Origin of the sequence: Alistipes sp. An54 (genome assembly GCF_002159375.1) — a bacterium.
Lineage (GTDB): Bacteria > Bacteroidota > Bacteroidia > Bacteroidales > Rikenellaceae > Alistipes > Alistipes megaguti.
In genome coordinates this window covers 16,715-36,812 of sequence record NZ_NFIA01000009.1, presented here as the reverse complement: position 1 = coordinate 36,812, position 20,098 = coordinate 16,715, and the positions used below count along the sequence as shown (strand labels likewise).

At 62.2% G+C, this 20,098-nt stretch carries 18 protein-coding genes; 13 read left to right on the top strand and 5 right to left on the bottom strand.

The genetic code is table 11. The features are described 5' to 3' along the window. Positions 1–38 precede the first annotated feature (38 nt). A complete protein-coding gene (locus B5G09_RS09590; protein WP_087310739.1) occupies positions 39–1,031 on the top strand; it encodes an aspartate-semialdehyde dehydrogenase in 993 nt (330 codons plus the stop codon). A gap of 163 nt (positions 1,032–1,194) precedes the next feature. On the opposite strand, the gene B5G09_RS09585 is transcribed toward B5G09_RS09590, so the two are convergent. The 3 genes from B5G09_RS09585 to B5G09_RS09575 form a co-directional block, all read right to left on the bottom strand. Beyond that, positions 1,195–2,628 carry a sialate O-acetylesterase gene (locus B5G09_RS09585; protein ID WP_087404987.1) on the bottom strand — a complete coding sequence of 478 codons (1,434 nt, stop codon included), beginning with the start codon at positions 2,626–2,628 and terminating at the stop codon, positions 1,195–1,197. A gap of 7 nt (positions 2,629–2,635) precedes the next feature. Next, on the bottom strand, positions 2,636–4,015 hold the full coding sequence (locus B5G09_RS09580) for a tryptophanase (RefSeq protein ID WP_087404986.1): 1,380 nt from the start codon (positions 4,013–4,015) through the stop codon (positions 2,636–2,638). 138 nt (positions 4,016–4,153) lie between these two features. Beyond that, the gene (locus tag B5G09_RS09575; RefSeq protein ID WP_087404985.1) at positions 4,154–4,786 is read right to left on the bottom strand and encodes an outer membrane beta-barrel protein; all 633 of its coding nucleotides are present in this window, start codon (positions 4,784–4,786) and stop codon (positions 4,154–4,156) included. Positions 4,787–5,079: 293 nt separating this feature from the next. On the opposite strand from B5G09_RS09575, the gene B5G09_RS09570 reads away from it, so the two are divergent. The 12 genes from B5G09_RS09570 to B5G09_RS09515 all read left to right on the top strand — a co-directional run bounded on the left by B5G09_RS09570 (position 5,080) and on the right by B5G09_RS09515 (position 17,104). Next, entirely contained in the window at positions 5,080–5,442 is a 363-nt protein-coding gene (locus B5G09_RS09570) for a hypothetical protein (RefSeq protein WP_206384437.1), read from the top strand. Between the two features lie 136 nt (positions 5,443–5,578). After that, on the top strand, positions 5,579–5,929 hold the full coding sequence (locus B5G09_RS09565) for an NADH-quinone oxidoreductase subunit A (protein ID WP_087310749.1): 351 nt from the start codon (positions 5,579–5,581) through the stop codon (positions 5,927–5,929). Next, entirely contained in the window at positions 5,920–6,582 is a 663-nt protein-coding gene (locus B5G09_RS09560; RefSeq protein ID WP_087310751.1) for an NADH-quinone oxidoreductase subunit B, read from the top strand. The genes B5G09_RS09565 and B5G09_RS09560 overlap by 10 nt, the downstream gene beginning before the upstream one ends. A 61-nt stretch (positions 6,583–6,643) precedes the next feature. Next, entirely contained in the window at positions 6,644–8,191 is a 1,548-nt protein-coding gene (locus B5G09_RS09555) for an NADH-quinone oxidoreductase subunit C (protein WP_204246452.1), read from the top strand. A gap of 17 nt (positions 8,192–8,208) precedes the next feature. Then, the gene (nuoH, locus tag B5G09_RS09550; protein ID WP_087404983.1) at positions 8,209–9,285 is read left to right on the top strand and encodes an NADH-quinone oxidoreductase subunit NuoH; all 1,077 of its coding nucleotides are present in this window, start codon (positions 8,209–8,211) and stop codon (positions 9,283–9,285) included. Positions 9,286–9,287: 2 nt separating this feature from the next. Next, positions 9,288–9,722, top strand: coding sequence for a 4Fe-4S binding protein (locus B5G09_RS09545; RefSeq protein ID WP_197714840.1), 435 nt, complete (start codon positions 9,288–9,290; stop codon positions 9,720–9,722). A gap of 3 nt (positions 9,723–9,725) precedes the next feature. Then, complete coding sequence (locus B5G09_RS09540) at positions 9,726–10,235, top strand: NADH-quinone oxidoreductase subunit J (RefSeq protein WP_087404982.1); 510 nt, start codon at positions 9,726–9,728, stop codon at positions 10,233–10,235. Between the two features lie 13 nt (positions 10,236–10,248). Further along, entirely contained in the window at positions 10,249–10,557 is a 309-nt protein-coding gene (gene nuoK / locus B5G09_RS09535; RefSeq protein ID WP_087310759.1) for an NADH-quinone oxidoreductase subunit NuoK, read from the top strand. Between the two features lie 19 nt (positions 10,558–10,576). Then, positions 10,577–12,469 carry an NADH-quinone oxidoreductase subunit L gene (gene nuoL, locus B5G09_RS09530; RefSeq protein ID WP_087310761.1) on the top strand — a complete coding sequence of 631 codons (1,893 nt, stop codon included), beginning with the start codon at positions 10,577–10,579 and terminating at the stop codon, positions 12,467–12,469. Between the two features lie 12 nt (positions 12,470–12,481). After that, positions 12,482–13,966, top strand: coding sequence for an NADH-quinone oxidoreductase subunit M (locus B5G09_RS09525; protein WP_087310763.1), 1,485 nt, complete (start codon positions 12,482–12,484; stop codon positions 13,964–13,966). A 7-nt stretch (positions 13,967–13,973) separates the two neighbouring features. Further along, the gene (locus B5G09_RS09520; protein ID WP_087404981.1) at positions 13,974–15,401 is read left to right on the top strand and encodes an NADH-quinone oxidoreductase subunit N; all 1,428 of its coding nucleotides are present in this window, start codon (positions 13,974–13,976) and stop codon (positions 15,399–15,401) included. 149 nt (positions 15,402–15,550) lie between these two features. Further along, positions 15,551–17,104 carry a hypothetical protein gene (locus B5G09_RS09515; protein ID WP_087404980.1) on the top strand — a complete coding sequence of 518 codons (1,554 nt, stop codon included), beginning with the start codon at positions 15,551–15,553 and terminating at the stop codon, positions 17,102–17,104. Between the two features lie 57 nt (positions 17,105–17,161). Here the strand turns inward: B5G09_RS09515 and B5G09_RS14545 are convergent, their stop codons facing one another. Both B5G09_RS14545 and B5G09_RS09505 read right to left on the bottom strand, forming a co-directional pair. Then, on the bottom strand, positions 17,162–17,896 hold the full coding sequence (locus B5G09_RS14545) for a methylated-DNA--[protein]-cysteine S-methyltransferase (RefSeq protein ID WP_343285481.1): 735 nt from the start codon (positions 17,894–17,896) through the stop codon (positions 17,162–17,164). After that, the gene (locus B5G09_RS09505; RefSeq protein WP_087404979.1) at positions 17,893–20,055 is read right to left on the bottom strand and encodes a S9 family peptidase; all 2,163 of its coding nucleotides are present in this window, start codon (positions 20,053–20,055) and stop codon (positions 17,893–17,895) included. The genes B5G09_RS14545 and B5G09_RS09505 overlap by 4 nt, the downstream gene beginning before the upstream one ends. Positions 20,056–20,098 lie beyond the last annotated feature (43 nt).

Below are 20,098 nucleotides of genomic sequence, written 5' to 3'. Positions count from 1 at the left end.
GACAACTTGTCCCGCTATCCGTTAAATTAGGAAACAACATGAGAATTGCCATTGTGGGCGCCAGTGGCGCCGTAGGACAGGAGTTCCTGAAAATCCTCGAAGAACGCGATCTGAAGATCGACGAATTGCTGCTGTTCGGCTCCCAGCGGAGCGCCGGCCGGACCTACCGTTTCCGCGGCAAGGATCTGACGGTCCGTCTGTTGCAGCATAACGACGATTTCAAGGGGGTGGATTACGCCCTGACGTCGGCCGGTGCCGGCACCTCGCGCGAATTTGCCGATACGATCACCAAATACGGTGCCCTGATGATCGACAACTCGAGTGCCTTCCGCATGGATGCTGACGTGCCGCTGGTCGTTCCGGAGGTGAATCCCGAGGATGCGAAGTGTGCTCCGCGCCGGATCATCGCCAACCCCAACTGCACGACGATCCAGATGGTTGTGGCGTTGAACGCCATCGAGAAGCTTTCGCATATCCGCCGTGTGCACGTGGCAACCTACCAGTCGGCCAGCGGAGCCGGAGCCTCGGCTATGACCGAACTGGTCAATCAGTATGCCGAACTGGCCGCCGGCAAGGAGCCGACGGTCGAGAAGTTCGCCTTCCAGTTGGCCTACAACGTCATTCCGCATATCGACGTCTTCACCGAGAACGACTACACGAAGGAGGAGATGAAGATGTTCAACGAGACGCGCAAGATCATGCACTCCGATATCCGTGTGTCGGCCACCTGCGTACGGGTGCCGGTGATGCGGGCCCATTCGGAGAGCGTCTGGCTCGAGACCGAGCGTCCGGTTTCGGTCGAGGAGGCTCGCGCGGCATTTGCCCAGGCGCCGGGCGTGGTGCTGATGGACGATCCGGCCAACAAGGTTTACCCGATGCCGCTGTTCATCGCCGGCAAGGATCCCGTCTACGTGGGCCGCATCCGCAAGGATCTGACCGATGAAAACGGCCTGACGTTCTGGTGCGTGAGCGACCAGATCAAGAAGGGGGCGGCACTCAATGCCGTGCAGATCCTCGAGACGCTGCTCTGATGGCGGCGGGTCTGCGGCGGGAGTCCCGTCGGCGTGCGACCGACCTGAAAAACCCTGTTCCGGATTCACGGGACAGGGTTTTTTCATGGGATGGGCCGGCCGAGTCGGGGCCGATTTTATTTTTCCCCCCCCCCCGCCTTGCCTCCCCCGGGAGGCTGCCGGATTATTTGACGGGGAGTTCCCAGTCGTCGGTGCGGAACGACGAGGCGGGAATGCCGCTGGTGTTGAAGAGCGAGGCCTCGGCATAGTTGCGGAAGGCGTAGCGTACGGCAACCGGTGTTGGAACCTCCTCGCTGGAGACGATCAGCACACCCTTGCGGCCGTCGATCCACGCCTTGGCCGGATGGAAGACCCGGTCGGCTCCGGCCACCTCGAACCCGGCGAGTTCGTCACCCAGCGGCGCCAGCGAGCTCTTGCCCGTGCGGAAGGTCAGCAGGGCACGGTTGCCCTCGACGCTCATCGACTCGTAGATCGGGGCGTTGGGTTCGAATCCCCGGATGCCGTAGTCGTTGTACAGCGCCAGCCAGGCCAGCCGCTGACCGACCTGAGCCTTGCGTGCCGGATGGATGCAGGTTTTGTTGCCGATGTCGAGCGTGACGACCATGCCGCTGGCCGGAATCTCGTCGAGATTGCGCATCTGGGCCTCACGCAGCAGCGCCGAACCGCCCACCAGATCGGGGACTCCGTACTTGTAGGGTGCGATCTGCACGTAGTAGAACGGCAGGGTACCCTGGCCCCAGTTCTTGCGGAGCATCTCGACGAAGGCCGGCATCAGCCGTTGATACTGGGCCGGGCGGTTGCGGTTCTCCTCGCCCTGATACCAGAGGAACCCCTTGATCGTATAGGGGATGAGCGGGGCGATCATCGCATTGTAGAGCATCGTGGGTTGATGCGACGGGTGGTTGATCTTGTCGTTCCGGTCGAGGAACGAGAGGTCGAATTCCGGGAAGGCCTCCATGGCAGGGCGGTCCATCCATGCCTCGACGGGGGTTCCGCCCCAGCAGGTGACGATGATTCCGACCGGAATGTCGAGCCGCTGCTCGAGGTAACGGGCAAAGTAATAGGCCGTGGCACTGGAGGCGGCGACCGCGTCGGGCGTGTTCTCCAACCAGCGGGCCGAACAGCTCTCCTGCGGCGTGCGGGCCGTGGCGCGCTGGACGGTACAGATGCGGATCGGCGTTGAGGCCTTGGCTCCGACGATCACCTCCGTGGCCCCTTCGACGGGCTGATTCCGGAAGCCGCCCATGGGCATCTCCATGTTCGACTGTCCGGAGCAGAACCACACCTCGCCGATCAGGACGTTGTTGATCTTCAGCGCTTCGCCGTCGCTCAGCTCGATGGTGTAGGGACCGCCTGCCTCGGGGGTGGGAACGGTCGTCTGCCAATGGCCCTCGCGGTCGGCCGTCGTTGTAACGGGGTGTTTGCTCCACGACGGTCGGATCGTCACCTTTTTACCCGCCGAAGCCGTTCCCCAGAAGCGGGCATCGCTCTGTTGCTGGAGTACCATGTTGTCACTGAAGAGCACCGGCAGGGTGATCTTCGCCTGCAGGGTGAAGGCCGTTCCGAGAGCGGCCAGTGTCAACAGAAGTCGTTTCATGGCGGGATTATTCGATCTTTTTGAGTTCGACGGTGAAGTGTCGTAGGATCGGGGCCTCGAAGGTGATCCGGTAGCCGGTCGTGATCTCGGCGCGGCGTTCGTAGATGTTGCGGCAGGCGGCGGCAATGACGCGGATGTGGTTGTCCGTATAGACGCGGCGCGGGATGGCCAGACGCAGCAGTTCGAGGGCCGGATAACGGTTTTCGTGCGTTTCGGGGTCGCGGTCCGCGAGGATCGAGCCGATCTCCACGCCGCGGATCCCCGCCTCGATGTAGAGCTCCACGGCCAGCGTCTGGGCAATGAACTGCTCCTTCGGGAGGTTCGGCAGTACCTTCTTGGCGTCGATGAAGATCGCGTGTCCGCCGGCCGGCCGCTGATACGGTACGCCGTACTCGTCGAGCAGGTCGCCCAGCAGTTTCACCTGGCGGATGCGGGCGTCAAGCTGCTCGAACTCCGTATTCTCGTCCAGCCCCACGGCCAGGGCATCCATGTCGCGTCCTGACATGCCGCCGTAGGTGACATACCCCTCGTACATGATGCAGAACGACATGGCGCGCGTGAAGAGCTCCTCGGAGCGCATGGCCACCAGTCCGCCCATGTTCACCATGCCGTCTTTCTTGGCCGACATGGTCATGATGTCGGCGTAGGAGTAGATCTCGCGGGTGATCTCCTTGATCGAACGGTCGGCATAGCCCTCTTCGCGGGTCTTGATGAAGTAGGCGTTCTCGGCAAAGCGCGCCGAGTCGATGAGCAAGGGCACGCCGTAGCGGCGGCATACCTCGGCCGTCTGGCGGATGTTGCGCATCGAGACGGGCTGTCCGCCGGCCGTATTGTTGGTGATGGTCAGCACCACGCACGGAATCTTCTCGCGGGGATTCTCGCGCAGGACCTTTTCGAGTTTCTCCGTGTCCATCTCGCCCTTGAAGGGGAGTTCGAGCTGGGTGTCGGCTGCGGCGTCGATCGTACAGTCGACGGCGTGGCAGCGGCGGAACTCGATGTGTCCCTTCGTGGTGTCGAAGTGCGAGTTGCCGGGGACGATGTCACCCTCGTGGAGCAGCGCCGAGAAGATGACGTTTTCGGCGGCGCGTCCCTGGTGGGTCGGCAGGAAGTAGGGCATGCCGAAGAGCTTCTCGACCATGGCCCGCAGCCGGAAGTAGGAGGAGGCGCCGGCATAGCTTTCGTCGCCGGTCATCATGGCGGCCCACTGGCGGTCGGACATCGAGCCCGTGCCGGAGTCGGTCAGCAGGTCGATCGTCACCTGGTCGGCGCGCAGCTTGAAGAGGTTGTAGCGGGCCTCACGGATCCAGGTTTCGCGCTCTTCGCGGGTCGACGTGCGGATGGCCTCGGTCATCTTGATCTTGTAGGGTTCAGCGTAGGGTAGTTTCATGGTGTTGGTTTGAAAGGTTATTTCTCAAAATTACGCAAAAAAATCGAGATATTGCCTCCGGAGCTTTCAATTTATACGAAAAAACCGCCGTTTCTCAGGAAAACGGCGGTGTGGAACGGGCCTTGACGGCGGGCAGGATCAGAAGTAGTAGTTGAATCCGATCGTGGCGCCGAGGTTCAGACCGAGCGAGAAACTGCGGTTCGAGAGTTTGTTGTCGCCCTCCTTGGTGATGTCGGTGCGGTAGCCCAGGTCGCCGGCATTGAACATGATGCCGATGTGGTCCGAAGGCCGGAATTCGAAGTTGAGCAGGTTGAGACCTATCTGGAACATCGAGGTGTTCTGCTCGGTGACATCCGTATCGTTGATCTCCGATTTGTTCTTTCCGAAGCCTGCGCCCACGTAGAAACGCGGAACGTAGTAGAATTTCTCACCCAGCGAGATGTAGTAGCTGACCATCGGGCGGATGATGAAGAGTCCGCTCTTGTCGAAGAGCTGGTCGCCGTTGGTGGAGTTGTTGTAGTTCGGATCCTTCGTGAAGCTGTAGCCGATGGCGCCGCCGACCGAAAGTTTGTCGATGACGAAGTAGTGGAACTGCGGTGTGATTTCGAAACTGCGCGACCCCTTCTCGGTGGCGGAGGTCGAGGCTACGGTGGCCTTCGAGCTGGAGGATTTCCAGGACAACGATCCCGAAACGAGCATGTCGCCGCCCTTCTGGGCGTACAGGGCCGAGGTCATGCCGGCCAGGGCCAGACAAAGCAGAAGTTTTTTCATGAGTGTAGTGTTAGGGTTAATAATGAATGTTTTGGAATTCTTCTCAAAGATACGATTTTTTTGGTTCGAAGAGGCAAAAACACCGATATTTTTCCAGAATCCGGACCCGGGGATGGCCGGCTGACGGTTGCCGACCCGGCGGCGATTGTCGTCCGGGAGGGTCCGACGTCCGTTCGGCCCCCCCCCCCGCTTCGGAGCCGAAAAACCGACTTTTTAAAAAAATTTTGCCTCGGGGTTGTGTTTTCTGCGCGAAAGAGCGTATCTTCGCAACGCGAAATGCCGCTAATCCGATGGTGGAGAGAATTCAATACTTGCTGATTCTGTTGCTCTTCGTTCTGACGGGGAGTCTGGAAGGTGTATCTTTCCGGAACGAGGTCCACGACAACCAGTCGGTGCTGACCTGCTCGACCGAATCCGACGGCGCTTCCGATGCCGTTCGCAACCAGCTCTCTGCGTGGACCCACTCCTGCGAATTCCAGGCCGAACCCCCGGTTGTCATCTTCGCACACAAGTTCGTCGTGCGGCAGCGTGCCGTGCAGCGTGCCGACGTGGAGCGCGCCGTCGGGGTGCGGATCGCCTCGGCCCGGCACTCCGACGCCGGGCCCGGCTCTGCGGGGGATGACTATGTCATTTCGCTCGGGCGCCTGCTGATTTGACCCGCCCGGCTCCGTCTTCCGCCGCCGCGGAGCACGGCCTCCGCCGATATGGCCGCAGGACGGACCCAGTAACCGACCCCGGGAGCCCTCCTCCCGCCGGTCGCAGCAACCGTCGAATCCATAAATAAATTAATATATGTATTTCACGCTATTGGTGGTCGTCATTCTTACGGCCATTGCGCTGGTTGCAGTCGCGTTGGGCATCGCCCGCGCCATCTCGCCGCGTTCGTACAACCCCCAGAAGGGTGAGGCCTACGAATGCGGTATTCCGACGCACGGACGTTCGTGGATGCAGTTCAAGGTGGGTTACTACCTCTTTGCCATCCTCTTTCTGATGTTCGACGTCGAGACGGTCTTCCTCTTCTCGTGGGCCGTCGTCGTGCAGGATCTCGGCACCTACGGGCTGGTGAGCATCCTGTTCTTCCTGGTCGTATTGATTTTGGGCCTGGCCTATGCCTGGCGGAAAGGAGCTTTGGAATGGAAGTAGGAAAACCCCGCATCAAGTCGATGAAGTACGAAGACTTCAACGACAACGAGTACATCGAATCGATGATTCGCGAGTTGCGCGAGCACGGCACGAACGTCGTCGTGGGATGCCTGGACGAGGTGATCGAATGGGGCCGCAGCAACAGTCTCTGGCCGCTGACCTTCGCCACGAGCTGCTGCGGCATCGAGTTCATGGCCGTGGGCGCCGCGCGCTACGATTTTGCCCGCTTTGGGTTTGAAGTGGCCCGCGCCTCCCCACGTCAGGCCGACTTCATCATGGTCGCCGGTACGATCACCCACAAGATGGCCCCCGTACTGAAACGTCTCTACGACCAGATGGCCGACCCGAAGTACGTCATTGCCACGGGCGGCTGCGCCATCAGCGGCGGCCCGTTCAAGAAGTCGTACCACGTGGTCAACGGCGTGGACCAGATCCTTCCGGTGGATGTCTACATCCCGGGCTGCCCGCCGCGTCCCGAAGCGATGCTCTACGGACTGATGCAGCTGCAGCGCAAGGTCAAGGTGCAGCGCTTCTTCGGCGACGTCAACCGCCAGATCAGCCAGGAGGAGTACGAGGAGTTGATGCGCCGCGACCTGACGGCCGAAAAGAACGAACTGAATGTAGAAGATCGAGATTCGAACCATGAACAGTAATCTGAAAGATAAAATCACGGCGTGGGAGCCCGCGGCCGTGTGGTCGGAGAACGGCGACGGGATGTTTACCGTGCCGTCCGAACGGTTCCACGACCTGGCCAAGCGCCTCCATCACGAAGGCTTCGATTTCCTGCGCAGCCTCACGGGCATGGACTGGGGCGAGGAGGGCTTCGGCGTGGTCTACCACCTCGAGGCGACGTCTACGGGCGAGAATGTCGTCCTGCGGACGCTGACCGCCAACCGCGAAAATCCGGTGCTTCCCTCGGTGTGCGACCTCTGGAAGGCGGCCGAACTCAACGAGCGTGAGGCCTTCGACTACTTCGGCATCCGCTTCCTGAACCACCCCGACATGCGCCGCCTCTTCCTGCGCGACGACTGGGTGGGCTACCCCCTGCGCAAGGACTACGATCCGTCGCTCAACCCGCTGCGCATGAGCAACGAGGTCTCGAAGGACAGCACCGCCTCCTACGAGCTGATGCCCGACGGCAGCGTCATCCGCCAGCGCAACGTCCTCTTCGACGAAGGGGAGTACGTCATCAACATCGGCCCCCAGCACCCCGCCACCCACGGCGTGCTGCGCTTCCGCGTCTCGCTCGAGGGCGAGATCATCCGCAAGCTCGACGCCCACTGCGGCTACATCCACCGCGGCATCGAGAAGATGTGCGAGGAGCTGACCTACCCGCAGACGCTGGCCCTGACGGACCGTCTCGATTACCTCGGGGCTTCGCAGAACCGCCATGCGCTGTGCATGTGCATCGAGAAGGGGCTGGGCGTCGAGGTGACCGATCGCGTGAAGTATATCCGTACGATCATGGACGAGCTGCAGCGCATCGATTCGCACTTGCTCTTCTTCTCGTGCCTCTGCATGGACATGGGCGCCCTGACGGCCTTCTTCTACGGCTTCCGCGACCGCGAAAAGGTCCTCGACATCCTCGAGCAGACCACCGGCGGCCGTCTGATCCAGACCTACAATACGATCGGCGGCGTACAGGCCGACATCCATCCGGAGTTCGTGCGCAAGACCAAGGAGTTCATCGCCTACATGCGTCCGAAACTGCGCGAGTACCACGAGGTCTTCACGGGCAACGTCATTGCCCAGGAGCGTCTGAAGGGTACGGGCGTGCTGACGCGCCGCGATGCCATCTCGTTCGGCGCCACGGGCGGTACGGGACGTGCCTCGGGCTGGGCCTGCGACGTGCGCAAGCGCCACCCCTATGCCGCCTACGACAAGGTGCAGTTCAACGAGGTGCTCTTCACCGAGGGTGACTGCTTCGCCCGCTACATGGTCCGCATGCGCGAGATCGAAGAGAGCATGAACATCATCGAGCAGCTGATCGACAACATCCCCGAGGGCGACTACCAGCTGAAGATGAAGCCCGTGATCCGCATCCCCGAGGGCAGCTACTACGCCGCCGTCGAGGGGAGCCGCGGCGAGTTCGGCGTCTTTATCGAGAGCCGCGGCGACAAGTACCCCTACCGCATGAAGTTCCGCTCGACGGGGCTTCCGCTGGTGGCCTGCCTGGACACCATCTCGCGCGGGGTGAAGATCGCCGACCTGATCGCCATCGGCGGAACGCTGGACTATGTGGTCCCCGATATTGACCGTTAAACGCAAAACCCGAAGATATGTTTGATTTCAGCATAATTACAAGCTGGGTTCACGGACTGCTGACGTCGTGGATGCCCGAGGGCCTGGCGATCTTCCTCGAATGCGTGATCGTCGGCGTCTGCCTGCTGCTGATGTATGCCATGATCGCCATCGTGATGATCTTCATGGAGCGCAAGGTCTGCGCGGCGTTCCAGTGCCGTCTGGGCCCGATGCGCGTGGGACCGTGGGGCACGGTGCAGGTCTTCTGCGACGTGCTGAAGATGTTGACCAAGGAGATCATCACCATCCGCCATTCGGACCGTTTCCTCTACAACCTGGCCCCCTATATCGTCATTCTGGCCTCGGTACTGGCCTTCGCCTGCCTGCCCGTGGCGCGGGGGCTGGAGATCCTCGACTTCAACGTCGGCGTCTTCTTCCTGATGGCCGCCTCGTCGATCGGCGTGGTGGGCATCCTGCTGGCCGGCTGGAGCTCGAACAACAAGTACTCGCTCATCGGCGCCATGCGCAGCGGCGCGCAGATGATCTCCTACGAGCTGTCGATCGGTCTGTCGATCCTCACGATCGTCGTGCTGACCGATACGATGCAGTTCTCCGAGATCGTCGAGCGGCAGGCCGACGGCTGGTTCCTCTTCAAGGGCCACATCCCGGCGCTGATCGCCTTCGTCATCTACCTGATCGCCGGCAACGCCGAGGTCAACCGCGGTCCGTTCGACCTTCCGGAGGCCGAGTCGGAGCTCACGGCCGGTTACCACACCGAGTATTCGGGCATGCACTTCGGACTGTTCTACGTGGCCGAGTTCGTCAACCTGTTCATCATCTCGGGTGTGGCGGCCACGATCTTCCTCGGCGGGTGGATGCCGCTGCACATCCCCGGCTGGGAGGGCTTCAACACCGCCATGGACTACATTCCGGGCTTCGTGTGGTTCTTTGCCAAGGCCTTCTTCGTGGTGTGGCTGCTGATGTGGATCAAGTGGACGTTCCCGCGTCTGCGCATCGACCAGATCCTGACCCTCGAGTGGAAATACCTTGTGCCGATCGGACTGGTGAACCTGCTGCTGATGGTCATTGTCGTCGTATTCAAACTGCATTTCTGATTATGAGCTATATCAAAGGACTTTTCCACGGCCTGGGAACCCTTCTCACGGGCATGAAGGTCACCTTCCGGGAGTTCTTCACGCCGAAGGTCACCGAACAGTACCCCGAGAACCGGGCCACGCTGAAGATGTTCGACCGCTACTGCGGCGAACTGACCATGCCGCACGACGCCGAGGGCCACAACAAGTGCATCGCCTGCGGGCTGTGCCAGACCAACTGCCCCAACGGCACGATCCGTCTGACGACCGAAATGGTCACCGACCCCGAAACGGGCAAGAAGAAGAAACGCCTGGTGCGCTACGAGTACGACCTGGGGTCGTGCATGTTCTGCCACCTGTGCGTGAACGGCTGCCCGACGGGCGCCATCCGCTTCACCACGAAGTTCGAACATGCGGTCTTCACCCGTGAAAAACTCGTCAAACAACTCAATCGTTAAGCCATGGAGATAACTCTCGAACTGATCGTTTTCATCATTCTGGCGATATTCATCTGTGTGAACGCCATCCTGGCCGTGACGACCAAGCGTATTCTGCGGGCTGCGACCTACCTGCTCTTCGTACTCTTCGGCACGGCGGGCATCTACTTCCAGCTCAACTACTCGTTCCTGGGCGCCGTTCAGCTGCTCATCTATGCCGGCGGTATCACGGTGCTCTACGTCTTCTCGATCCTGCTGACGTCGAGCGAGGGCGACAAGGCCTCCGAACTGAAGAGCTACAAGTTCATCGCGGGTCTGATCGCCACGGTATTGAGCCTGGGCGTCTGCCTGTGGGTGATGCTGCGCCACGACTTCCTGCCGCAGCACTTCGAACACGGCGAACTCAACGTGCGGACCATCGGTCATGCGCTGATGAGCGCCGACAAATACGGTTACGTCCTGCCCTTCGAGGTCATCAGTGTACTGCTGCTGGCCTGCATCGTCGGCGGTATCATGATCGCCCGCAAACGTTAAAAAAAGTACGGCTATGATCAAAATGGAATATTATCTCGTCGTCTCCACGATCCTGATGTTCGTGGGATTCTACGGCTTCGTCACGCGCCGCAACCTGCTGGCGATGCTGATCTCCGTGGAGCTGATCCTCAATTCGGTGGATATCAACTTCGTGGTGTTCAACCGTTTCCTCTTCCCGGAGCAGCTGGAGGGATTCTTCTTCACGCTCTTTGCCATCGGCGTGAGCGCCGCGGAGACCGCCGTGGCCATCGCCATCATCATCAACATCTACCGCAACATCCGCAACATCGAGGTCAAGAACCTGCGGGAGATGAAGTGGTAAACCCCGTGCACGAACGCTTATGGAATATACGATTCTGATTCTGTTGCTGCCCTTCGTGAGCTTCCTGCTGCTGGGACTCGCGGGCATGAAACTCCGGCCCGTGGTGGCGGGGGCCATCGGTACGGCGGTGCTGGCCGTGGTGGCCGTGCTGAGCTACCTGACGGCCTGGGAGTATTTCTCGGCCGGACGCGACGCCGCAGGCCTCTTCCCGACCCTCATTCCGTGGAATACGGTCTGGCTGCCCATCTCGGGTGATCTGCACATCGACCTGGGTGTGCTGCTCGATCCGATCTCGGTAATGATGCTGGTGGTGATCTCCACCGTGTCGCTCATGGTCCACATCTATTCGTTCGGCTACATGAAGGGCGAGCGGGGCTTCCAGCGCTACTACGCCTTCCTGTCGCTCTTCACGATGAGCATGATGGGGCTGGTCGTGGCGACGAACATCTTCCAGATGTACCTCTTCTGGGAGCTGGTGGGCGTCAGCTCCTACCTGCTGATCGGCTTCTACTACACGAAGCCCGAGGCGATCGCCGCCTCGAAGAAGGCCTTCATCGTGACGCGCTTCGCCGACCTGGGCTTCCTCGTCGGCATCCTCGTCTACGGCTACTACGCCGGGACGTTCACTTTCACGCCCGCCGCCGCGACGCTGGCCGCCGCCGGGGTGATGATCCCGCTGGCGCTGGGTCTGATGTTTGTCGGCGGTGCGGGCAAGAGCGCCATGTTCCCGCTGCACATCTGGCTGCCCGACGCCATGGAGGGCCCGACACCCGTTTCTGCGCTGATCCATGCCGCGACGATGGTCGTGGCCGGTGTCTACCTCGTGGCGCGGATGTTCCCGCTGTTCATCGGCTACGCCCCCGAGGTGCTGCACTGGACGGCCTACATCGGTGCCTTCACGGCGCTGTACGCCGCCGTGGTAGCCTGCGTGCAGAGCGACATCAAGCGCGTGCTGGCCTTCAGTACCATCTCGCAGATCGGCTTCATGATCGTGGCGCTGGGCGTCTGCACGTCGAGCGACCCCCACACGGGCGGTCTGGGCTACATGGCCTCGATGTTCCACCTCTTCACCCACGCCATGTTCAAGGCGCTGCTGTTCCTCGGTGCCGGCGCCATCATCCACGCCGTACACTCGAACGAGATGTCGACGATGGGCGGCCTGCGCAAGTATATGCCCCTGACGCACATCACGTTCCTCGTGGCCTGCCTGGCCATCGCCGGCATCTGGCCCTTCAGCGGTTTCTTCTCGAAGGATGAGATCCTGACGGCCTGCTTCGCCTTCAGCCCCGTGATGGGGTGGGTGATGACGGCCATCGCCGGTCTGACGGCCTTCTACATGTTCCGCCTCTACTACGGCATCTTCTGGGGCCGCGAGAACCGCGAGCTCCACGCCGAGCATACGCCCCACGAGGCCCCCTTCACGATGACGCTCCCGCTGCTGATTCTGGCTGCGGTGACCTGCGTGGCGGGCTTCATCCCCTTCGGGCAGTTCGTCTCGTCGGACGGCCTCCCCTACACGATCCACATCGACGGCCGTGTGGCGACGCTGAGCCTCTGCGTGGCCGTCGTGGCCATTGCGCTGGCTACGTGGATGTACGCCCGTGAGAAGCAGCCCGTGGCCGACCGTCTGGCCGAACGTTTCAGCGGTCTGCATCGGGCGGCCTACCACCGCTTCTACATCGACGAGGTGTACCAGTTCATCACCCACCGCGTGATCTTCGCCTGCATCTCGACGCCGATCGCCTGGTTCGACCGTCACGTCGTCGACGGTTTCCTCAATCTGCTGGCCTCGGCCACGAACGGTGTCGCCTGCCTGATCCGCGGCATGCAGAGCGGCAGTGTGCAGCGTTACTGCATCTGGTTCATGGGCGGTGCGTTGGGACTGACGATCCTGATTCTTTTAATCTGCTAATCGGAACACGTTATGAATATCTTATCCCTGTTTCCTGCCGTACCCCTGGTGATGATGCTGGGGTTGTGGCTCTCGAAGTCGCGGCGGCAGATCCATACCGTGATGGTGGTGGGATCCACGGTGCTGCTGGCGCTGGCCGTATGGCTCGTTTTCCACTACCTCGGCCTGCGTGAGGCGGGTGAAACGGCCCAGATGCTTCTTACGGAGAGCGTCATGTGGTACGCCCCGCTCAACATCCACTATGCCGTGGGTGTCGACGGCATCTCGGTGGCCATGCTGCTGCTCTCGGCCATCATCGTCTTTACGGGCACCTTCGCCTCGTGGCAGATGCAGAAGGACGTCAAGGCCTATTTCCTGTGGTTCTGTCTGCTGAGTGTCGGCGTCTTCGGATTCTTCATCTCGGTCGACCTCTTCACGATGTTCATGTTCTACGAGGTGGCGCTGATCCCGATGTATCTCTTGATCGGCGTCTGGGGCAGCGGCCGCAAGGAGTACTCGGCCATGAAGCTGACGCTGATGCTCATGGGCGGTTCGGCGCTGCTGCTGATCGGCATCCTGGGCATCTATTTCGGTGCCGGTGCCACGACGATGAACGTGCAGGAGATCGCCGCCCTGCACAACATTCCGATCCAGCTGCAGCGGATCTGGTTTCCGCTGGTCTTCATCGGATTCGGCGTGCTGGGGGCCCTGTTCCCCTTCCACACGTGGAGCCCCGACGGTCACGCCTCGGCCCCGACGGCCGTCTCGATGCTTCACGCCGGCGTGCTGATGAAGCTGGGCGGCTACGGCTGCTTCCGCGTGGCGATGTACCTGCTGCCCGAGGCGGCGCACGAGCTGAGCTGGATCTTCATCATCCTGACGACCATCTCGGTGGTCTACGGCGCCTTCTCGGCCTGCGTGCAGACCGACCTGAAGTACATCAACGCCTACTCGTCGGTATCGCACTGCGGTCTGGTGCTCTTCGCCATTCTGATGATGAATACCACGGCCTCGACGGGCGCCATCCTGCAGATGCTGAGCCACGGTCTGATGACGGCGCTCTTCTTCGCGCTGATCGGCATGATCTACGGCCGTACGCATACGCGTGACGTGCGTCAGCTGAGCGGTCTGATGAAAGTGATGCCCTTTCTGGCGGTGGGTTACGTGATCGCCGGTCTGGCGAACCTCGGACTGCCGGGCCTGAGCGGCTTCGTGGCCGAGATGACGATCTTCAATGGCGCCTTCATGAACGACGATACGTTCCACCGCGTGGTGACCGTCATCGCCTGCACGTCGATCGTCATCACGGCGGTCTACATCCTGCGCGTCATCGGACGGATCCTCTACGGCACGTGCCAAAACCCCGAACATCTGAAACTCTCCGACGCCACGTGGGACGAACGCTTCGCGGTCATCTGCCTGGTTGTGGCCGTCGCCGGTCTGGGCCTGGCCCCGCTGTGGGTGAGCGACATGATCCGCGGCAGCGTCTCGGAACTCATTGCACACATCTTGAGTTGATAAGCGTATGGATTACACCTCGATATTTCCGCTGATGCGGGCCGAACTGACCCTCACGGCAATCCTTGTTCTCGTCTTCCTCTACGACCTGATCGCCGGCGAGCGCGGTCACCGCTGGTTCTCGGCCGTGACGTGCGTGCTGCTGCTCGTTCAGGTGGCGGTCAACTTGGTCCCGGGTCCCGAGGGCGAACTCTTCGGCGGGATGTTCCGCACGGTGCCGATGGACGGCGTGGTGAAGAGCATCCTCTCGATCGGTGCGCTGATCGTCTGCCTGCAGGCCGATCAGTGGCTGCAGCGTGAGGACACCCGCCACAAACAGGGCGAATTCTACATCCTGACCCTCTCGACGCTGCTGGGCATGTACTTCATGATCTCGGCGGGCCACTTCCTGATGTTCTTCATCGGACTCGAACTGGCCTCGGTGCCGATGGCCTGCCTGGTGGCCTTCGACAAGTACAAGCACCACTCGGCCGAGGCCGGTGCGAAATACATCCTCTGCGCCCTCTTCTCGAGCGGTCTGATGCTCTTCGGCATCTCGTTCCTCTACGGCACGACCGGTACGCTCTATTTCGACGACATGGCGCCCCGACTCGACGGTTCGCCCCTCGAGATCATGTCGCTGGTCTTCTTCTTCTCGGGCCTGGGCTTCAAGATCTCGCTCGTGCCGTTCCACCTCTGGACGGCCGACGCCTACCAGGGCGCTCCGACGACCGTGACCTCCTACCTTTCGGTCGTCTCGAAGGCTGCGGCCGCGTTCGTGCTCTTCACGACGCTGGTCAAGGTCTTCGCCCCGATGATCGAGCAGTGGCAGACGCTGCTGTGGATCGTCACGGTGCTGAGCATCACGGTGGCCAACCTCTTCGCCCTGCGGCAGAAGGACCTCAAACGCTTCATGGCCTTCTCGTCGATCTCGCAGGCCGGCTACATCATGCTGGCCGTCATCGGCGGCAGTGCGCTGGGCATGACCTCGCTGGTCTTCTACGTGCTGGTCTATCTGGCGGCCAACCTGGCGGTCTTCGGCGTGCTGTCGACCGTCGAGCAGCACACGGGCGGCAAGGTCTCGCTCGAGGACTACAACGGCTTCTACCGCACGAATCCCAAACTGGCCGTGATGATGATGCTGGCGCTCTTCTCGCTGGCGGGCATTCCGCCCTTCGCGGGCTTCTTCTCGAAGTTCTTCGTCTTCGCGTCGGCCTTCAAGGCGGGTTTCTACGTGCTGGTCTTCATCGCCCTGCTCAATACGGTCATCTCGCTCTACTACTACCTGCTGATCGTCAAGGCGATGTTCATCACCCCGTCGGACGAGCCGATTGCCACTTTCCGCAGCGATACCTATACGCGCATCAGCCTGGCTCTGTGCATGGCCGGCGTGCTGCTGCTGGGTGTGGTAAGCGCCGTTTACGACGGAATCAATACCCTCTCCTTCGGACTCTGATCCGGGAGGATCGCTCAAAGAGGCGCAACCCCAACGGGTTGCGCCTCTATTTTGTACGGCCGGAGATCGTATTTTGTGCGGTGCCGGCCGGATATTGCGGAATTTGCCCTATTTTTGCCTCACGAAATCGCTTGTAACCGCTCGAAATCATGCTGCTTACCCTCTTGCGACGGATCTCCGTCCGACAGATTCTGGTGGCGGGATGCCTGGTGACCCTGCTCTATGCGCTGCTGAGCCGGGGCGTCTACCACTCCGACGAACACTACCAGATCCTCGAATATGCCCACATGAAGCTCTTCGGAACCCCGACGGTCGACCATCTGGCCTGGGAGTATCCGCTGCAGATGCGCTCCGGCGTGCAACCCTTCGTGGCGTGGGTCGTCTGCCGCGGGCTGACGGCCGCCGGCATCTGGTCGCCGTGGCTGGCCGTGACGCTGCTGCAGCTGTTGAGCGGTCTTCTGTCGGTGGTCGTGATGCTCTTCTTCTGGCGTACGGTGCGCGGCGGGCTCTCCGAAGCACAGAGCAAGTGGTTCCTGCTGACGGGCTTTTTCCTCTGGTTCATGGCCTATCTGCACGTCCATTTCAACGCCGAGATGCTCTCGGGTAATCTCCTGCTGCTGCTTGCGGCGCTGACGATCCGTTACCGCCGCAGCGACTCCCGGCAGGAGTTCCGTTGGGGACTGGCGCTCGGAGCCGTGGCCGGGACACTCTTCATCGTCCGCTATCAGGCGGGTTTCGCCCTGCTGGGCTACGGCATCTGGCTGTTGTGCTTCAACCGCCGCTGGCGGCTCTATGCCGGCATGGTGGTGGGGGTTGCGGTGCTGCTGGCCGTCGGGATGGCGGCCGACCACTGGCTCTACGGCGAGTGGGTCTTCGCCCCGTGGAACTACCTGCAGGAGAATATCCTCCATGCCCGGATGGATCTGTTCCGCCACGAACCCTGGTGGTACTACCTGACGGCCCCGGTGTTGGAGGGCGGCATCTTCTTCGGACTGCTGGCCCTCGTCGCGACGCTTGTCTTCTTCTGGCGCCATCCGCGCCACGTCGTCACCTGGATGCTGATTCCCTTCCTGCTCATCCACTTCTTTTTGGCTCACAAGGAGATCCGCTTCTTCTTCCCGGCGCTCTTCTTCGTGCCGTGGTTTCTCGTCGATCTGTTCCGCGGACAGGGCGAACGCTTCTCTCGGCGCGGCTGGCAGTGGGCGCTGGGCGTACTGGCGGTGCTGAATCTCGGCGCCATGGTCTACAATCTGGCGCAGACCACGCCGGATATCAGCTTCTACTGCATGCTGCGTGACTATTGCCGCGGTCGGGGCGAGGTTGTGGCGCTGAACCTCGCCGGGGAGACAACCTACTGCAGCCGCATGCAGCACTTCTCGGGCGAGCCCCGCGTGACCGAAGCGCGCTTCTACCTGCCTCGGAACCTCGACCTGCGCCACTGCGCCACATCGGCCGAACTGGAGGCCGCGGCGCAGCAGCTTGCGGCCGCCGGACGGCAGGTGCTGATCCTCTCGGCGGATTCCGGTCTGGCGGACCACTCACCGCTGACGCTGCGCAAAATCAACTGGAGCCCCTATCCCGCGTGGGTGGTGCGCTACTTCAACTTCAACGACTGGACGCGTTATGCCGTCCGTTCGAAAAATGCCTATGAGATGGTGGAATCCCCGGTAGACTCCGCAGATCGGGAGTCGGGGCGTCGGTAGGGGATGCTCCGGCGGTTCGTTTTTCCGCCTTTGGTCGGGCGCCGGCCGGGCGTCTTGTCACCGGTCGTCCCGAACGGGGAAGAGTTCGCCTTCGGCCCGGGGCGTGTTGCGGCGTTCGAGAGCCAGCAGACGCTCCTTGATGGCGATTCCGGCGGCGTAGCCCGTCATCGAACCGTCGCTGCCGATGACCCGGTGGCAGGGAATCAGAATGGCGATCGGGTTGCGGTTGTTGGCCATCCCGACGGCCCGTGCGGCCCGCCGGCGGCCGATCTGTTCGGCAATCTGGCCGTAGGTGCGCGTCTGGCCGTAGGGGATGCTCCGCAGGGCCTGCCAGACCTGCCGTTGGAAATCGCTCCCGCTGGGATCGAGCGGTAGGGTGAAGTCACGCCGCCGCCCGGCCAGGTACTCCCCGAGCTCTTCGGCTGCACGGCGCAGTAGCGGCGGAATTTCCGATCCGGCCGCGTGCCCCGGTTCTCCGGCCGCGCATGTTACCCTTTCGCCGGGCGTGCGGACCTGCATGCCTCCGGCTGCGCGTCCCGGTTCTTCTGTTGCGCGTCCCGGCTTTCCGGCCGCACATACTGCCCCGGCTGCGCAAGTTGCATTCCCGTCGGTCCGCAGTGCCGCCTCTCCCGTGTACATCACTCCTCCGTCGGCCCGCAATTCCGCCCCTTCCGCAACAAGCTCCGCCCCGGCGGGGATCTCACTGCCGAAGCTCAGTCCGACGATCGCCTGCTCCGAGGCCGTGAGCGTCATCCGCCCCAGCGGGGTGGCGATATGCAGCGACCGGATCATAGATGTTCGAGCGTATAGTCGATCATCTTCTGCCGCACGTGGCTCATGGCGTCGGGCATCATCGAGTGGTTCTGGTCCGGATAGACCATCATGTCGTACTGCTTGCCGGCACGGTTCAGCGCGCGGGTCATCTCGACCGTATTCTGGAAATGGACGTTGTCGTCGGCCGTGCCGTGGATGATCAGCAGCCGCGTGCGCCGGTCGTCGAGCATCTGTGCGAAGTGGATCGGCGAATATTTGTCATACCCGTCGGCATTGAACTGCGGGAGGTTGTTGTAGATTTCGGTGTAGATCGTGTCGTAGTAGCGCCACGAGGTGACCGGCGCCACGGCAATCGCCATGCGGAACAGCCCGTGGCCCTTCAGCGCGCAGCTCAGGGCCATGAATCCGCCGTACGACCAGCCGTAGATGCCGATGCGCGCCGGGTCGATCCACGGCTGCGAGGCCATGTAGCGGGCCAGCGAGAGCTGGTCCTCGACCTCCAGCGCACCGAGCCGTCCGTAGGTCTGTTTCTTGAATTTCTCGCCCCGGAAGCCCGTTCCGCGGCCGTCGGCGCAGACCACCACGTAACCCTTTTCGGCCAGGGCATCCTCCCAGTCCATCGACCAGCGGTCGGCCACCTGCTGCGATCCCGGGCCCGAGTACTGCGTCAGCAGCACGGGGTAGCGCTTCGCGGGGTCGAAACCGCGGGGCAGCACTCGATAGGCGTTGAGCGTGTCGCCCCGCTCGGTCGTGAAGCGGAAGAACTCCTTGACGGGCTGCTGCCGGGCCGCGAGCTCGTCGCGCAGCGCGCGGCTGTCGGCCAGCGTGCGCAGAGGCCGCCCTTCGGCATCGCACACCTCGGTGAGATTGGGCGTCGAGGCGTTCGAGAAGGTGGTGATAAAGTAGTGCATGCCGACGCTCGGCGCGACGGTGTAGTACCCTTCGCCCTGTGTCAGACGCTGTTTGTCGCGGCCGTCGAGGCGCACGCTGTAGAGGTTGCGGCGCAGGGGCGAGGTCTCGGTCGAGAGGTACCAGACACGTTTGCCGTCCGTGCCGACCACCTGCGTCACCTCCCACTCCCCGCGGGTCACCTGTTCGAGCAGTCCGCGGCGCAGGCTGTAGAGGTAGAGGTGCATGTAGCCCGTATGGCTCTCCTGCCGCACGAGGAAGCGGTCCCGGTCGACGAACGTGACCGTCTGGTCGTCAACCCGCTCGACATACTGCTGCGTGCGCTCCTCGTAGACCGTGCGCTGGGCGCCGTGGGGCTCGCAGACCACCATCTCGAAGGTGTTCTGGCGGCGGTTCAGGCGGAAGTACCACGGCCGCCCGTCGGGGGTCCAACCGATGCGCGGAATGTACTGGTCGCTCTCGGGACCCGTCTCGAGGCGCTGTTTGGCGCCGGTTGCCAGGTCGACGACCCACAGTTCGACCGTCGAGTTGCGCTCGCCGGCCTTCGGGTACTTGAATGAGAAGGCCCGGTTGTAGAGCTTGCCGTCGTAGCGCATCATCTCCATCAGCGGCACTTGGCTCTCGTCGAAGCGCAGGAAGGCCAGGCGGCTGCCGTCGGGCGAGAAGGCGTAGGCCTTCGTCGTGCCGAACTCCTCCTCGTAGACCCAGTCCGTCGTGCCGTTGATCACCTCGTTCCAGCGGCCGTCGTCGGTCAGACGGCGGGTCTGCCGCGTCTCGAGGTCGTAGGCGTAGAGGTCGTTGTGGTCGGAGTAGATGATGCGCCGTCCGTCGGGCGAGAACGAGGCGTCGCGCGGTGCCTCGGCCTCGCGCAGAATCGGCGTCAGCCGTCCGTCGCGCAGGAGCGTATAGCTTGTCGTGTAGGAGTGGCGGTAGATCGGCTGCCGCCCGGAGGCGATGAGGATCGACCGCTCGTCGGGCGAAAGCTCGTAGTCCGAGATCGTGAGGTTGGGCGTCGGCGTCGGGAGCAGACTCTCGCCCGCTCCCGCCTCGGCGTAGGCGTAGCGGCGGATGTCGTTGCCCTCGAGGCGGGTGTAGTGCTCGCCGTCGTTCATCGAGCGGATGCCGCGCACCGTCTCGTTCAGCGCCTTCAGACGGGCGATTTCGGCATATTCGTTACCGGCCGAGGTGCGGCCGGCCGTAAAAAGAAGCGTCGCGCCCAACAGCAGGGAGGCTGTGCGGCGCGTGCTTCGGTTGGTCGGGTTGTTCATCGTGTTGCGGAGTGTTCTGGTGAGGTGTTGCCGGCAGGCGGGT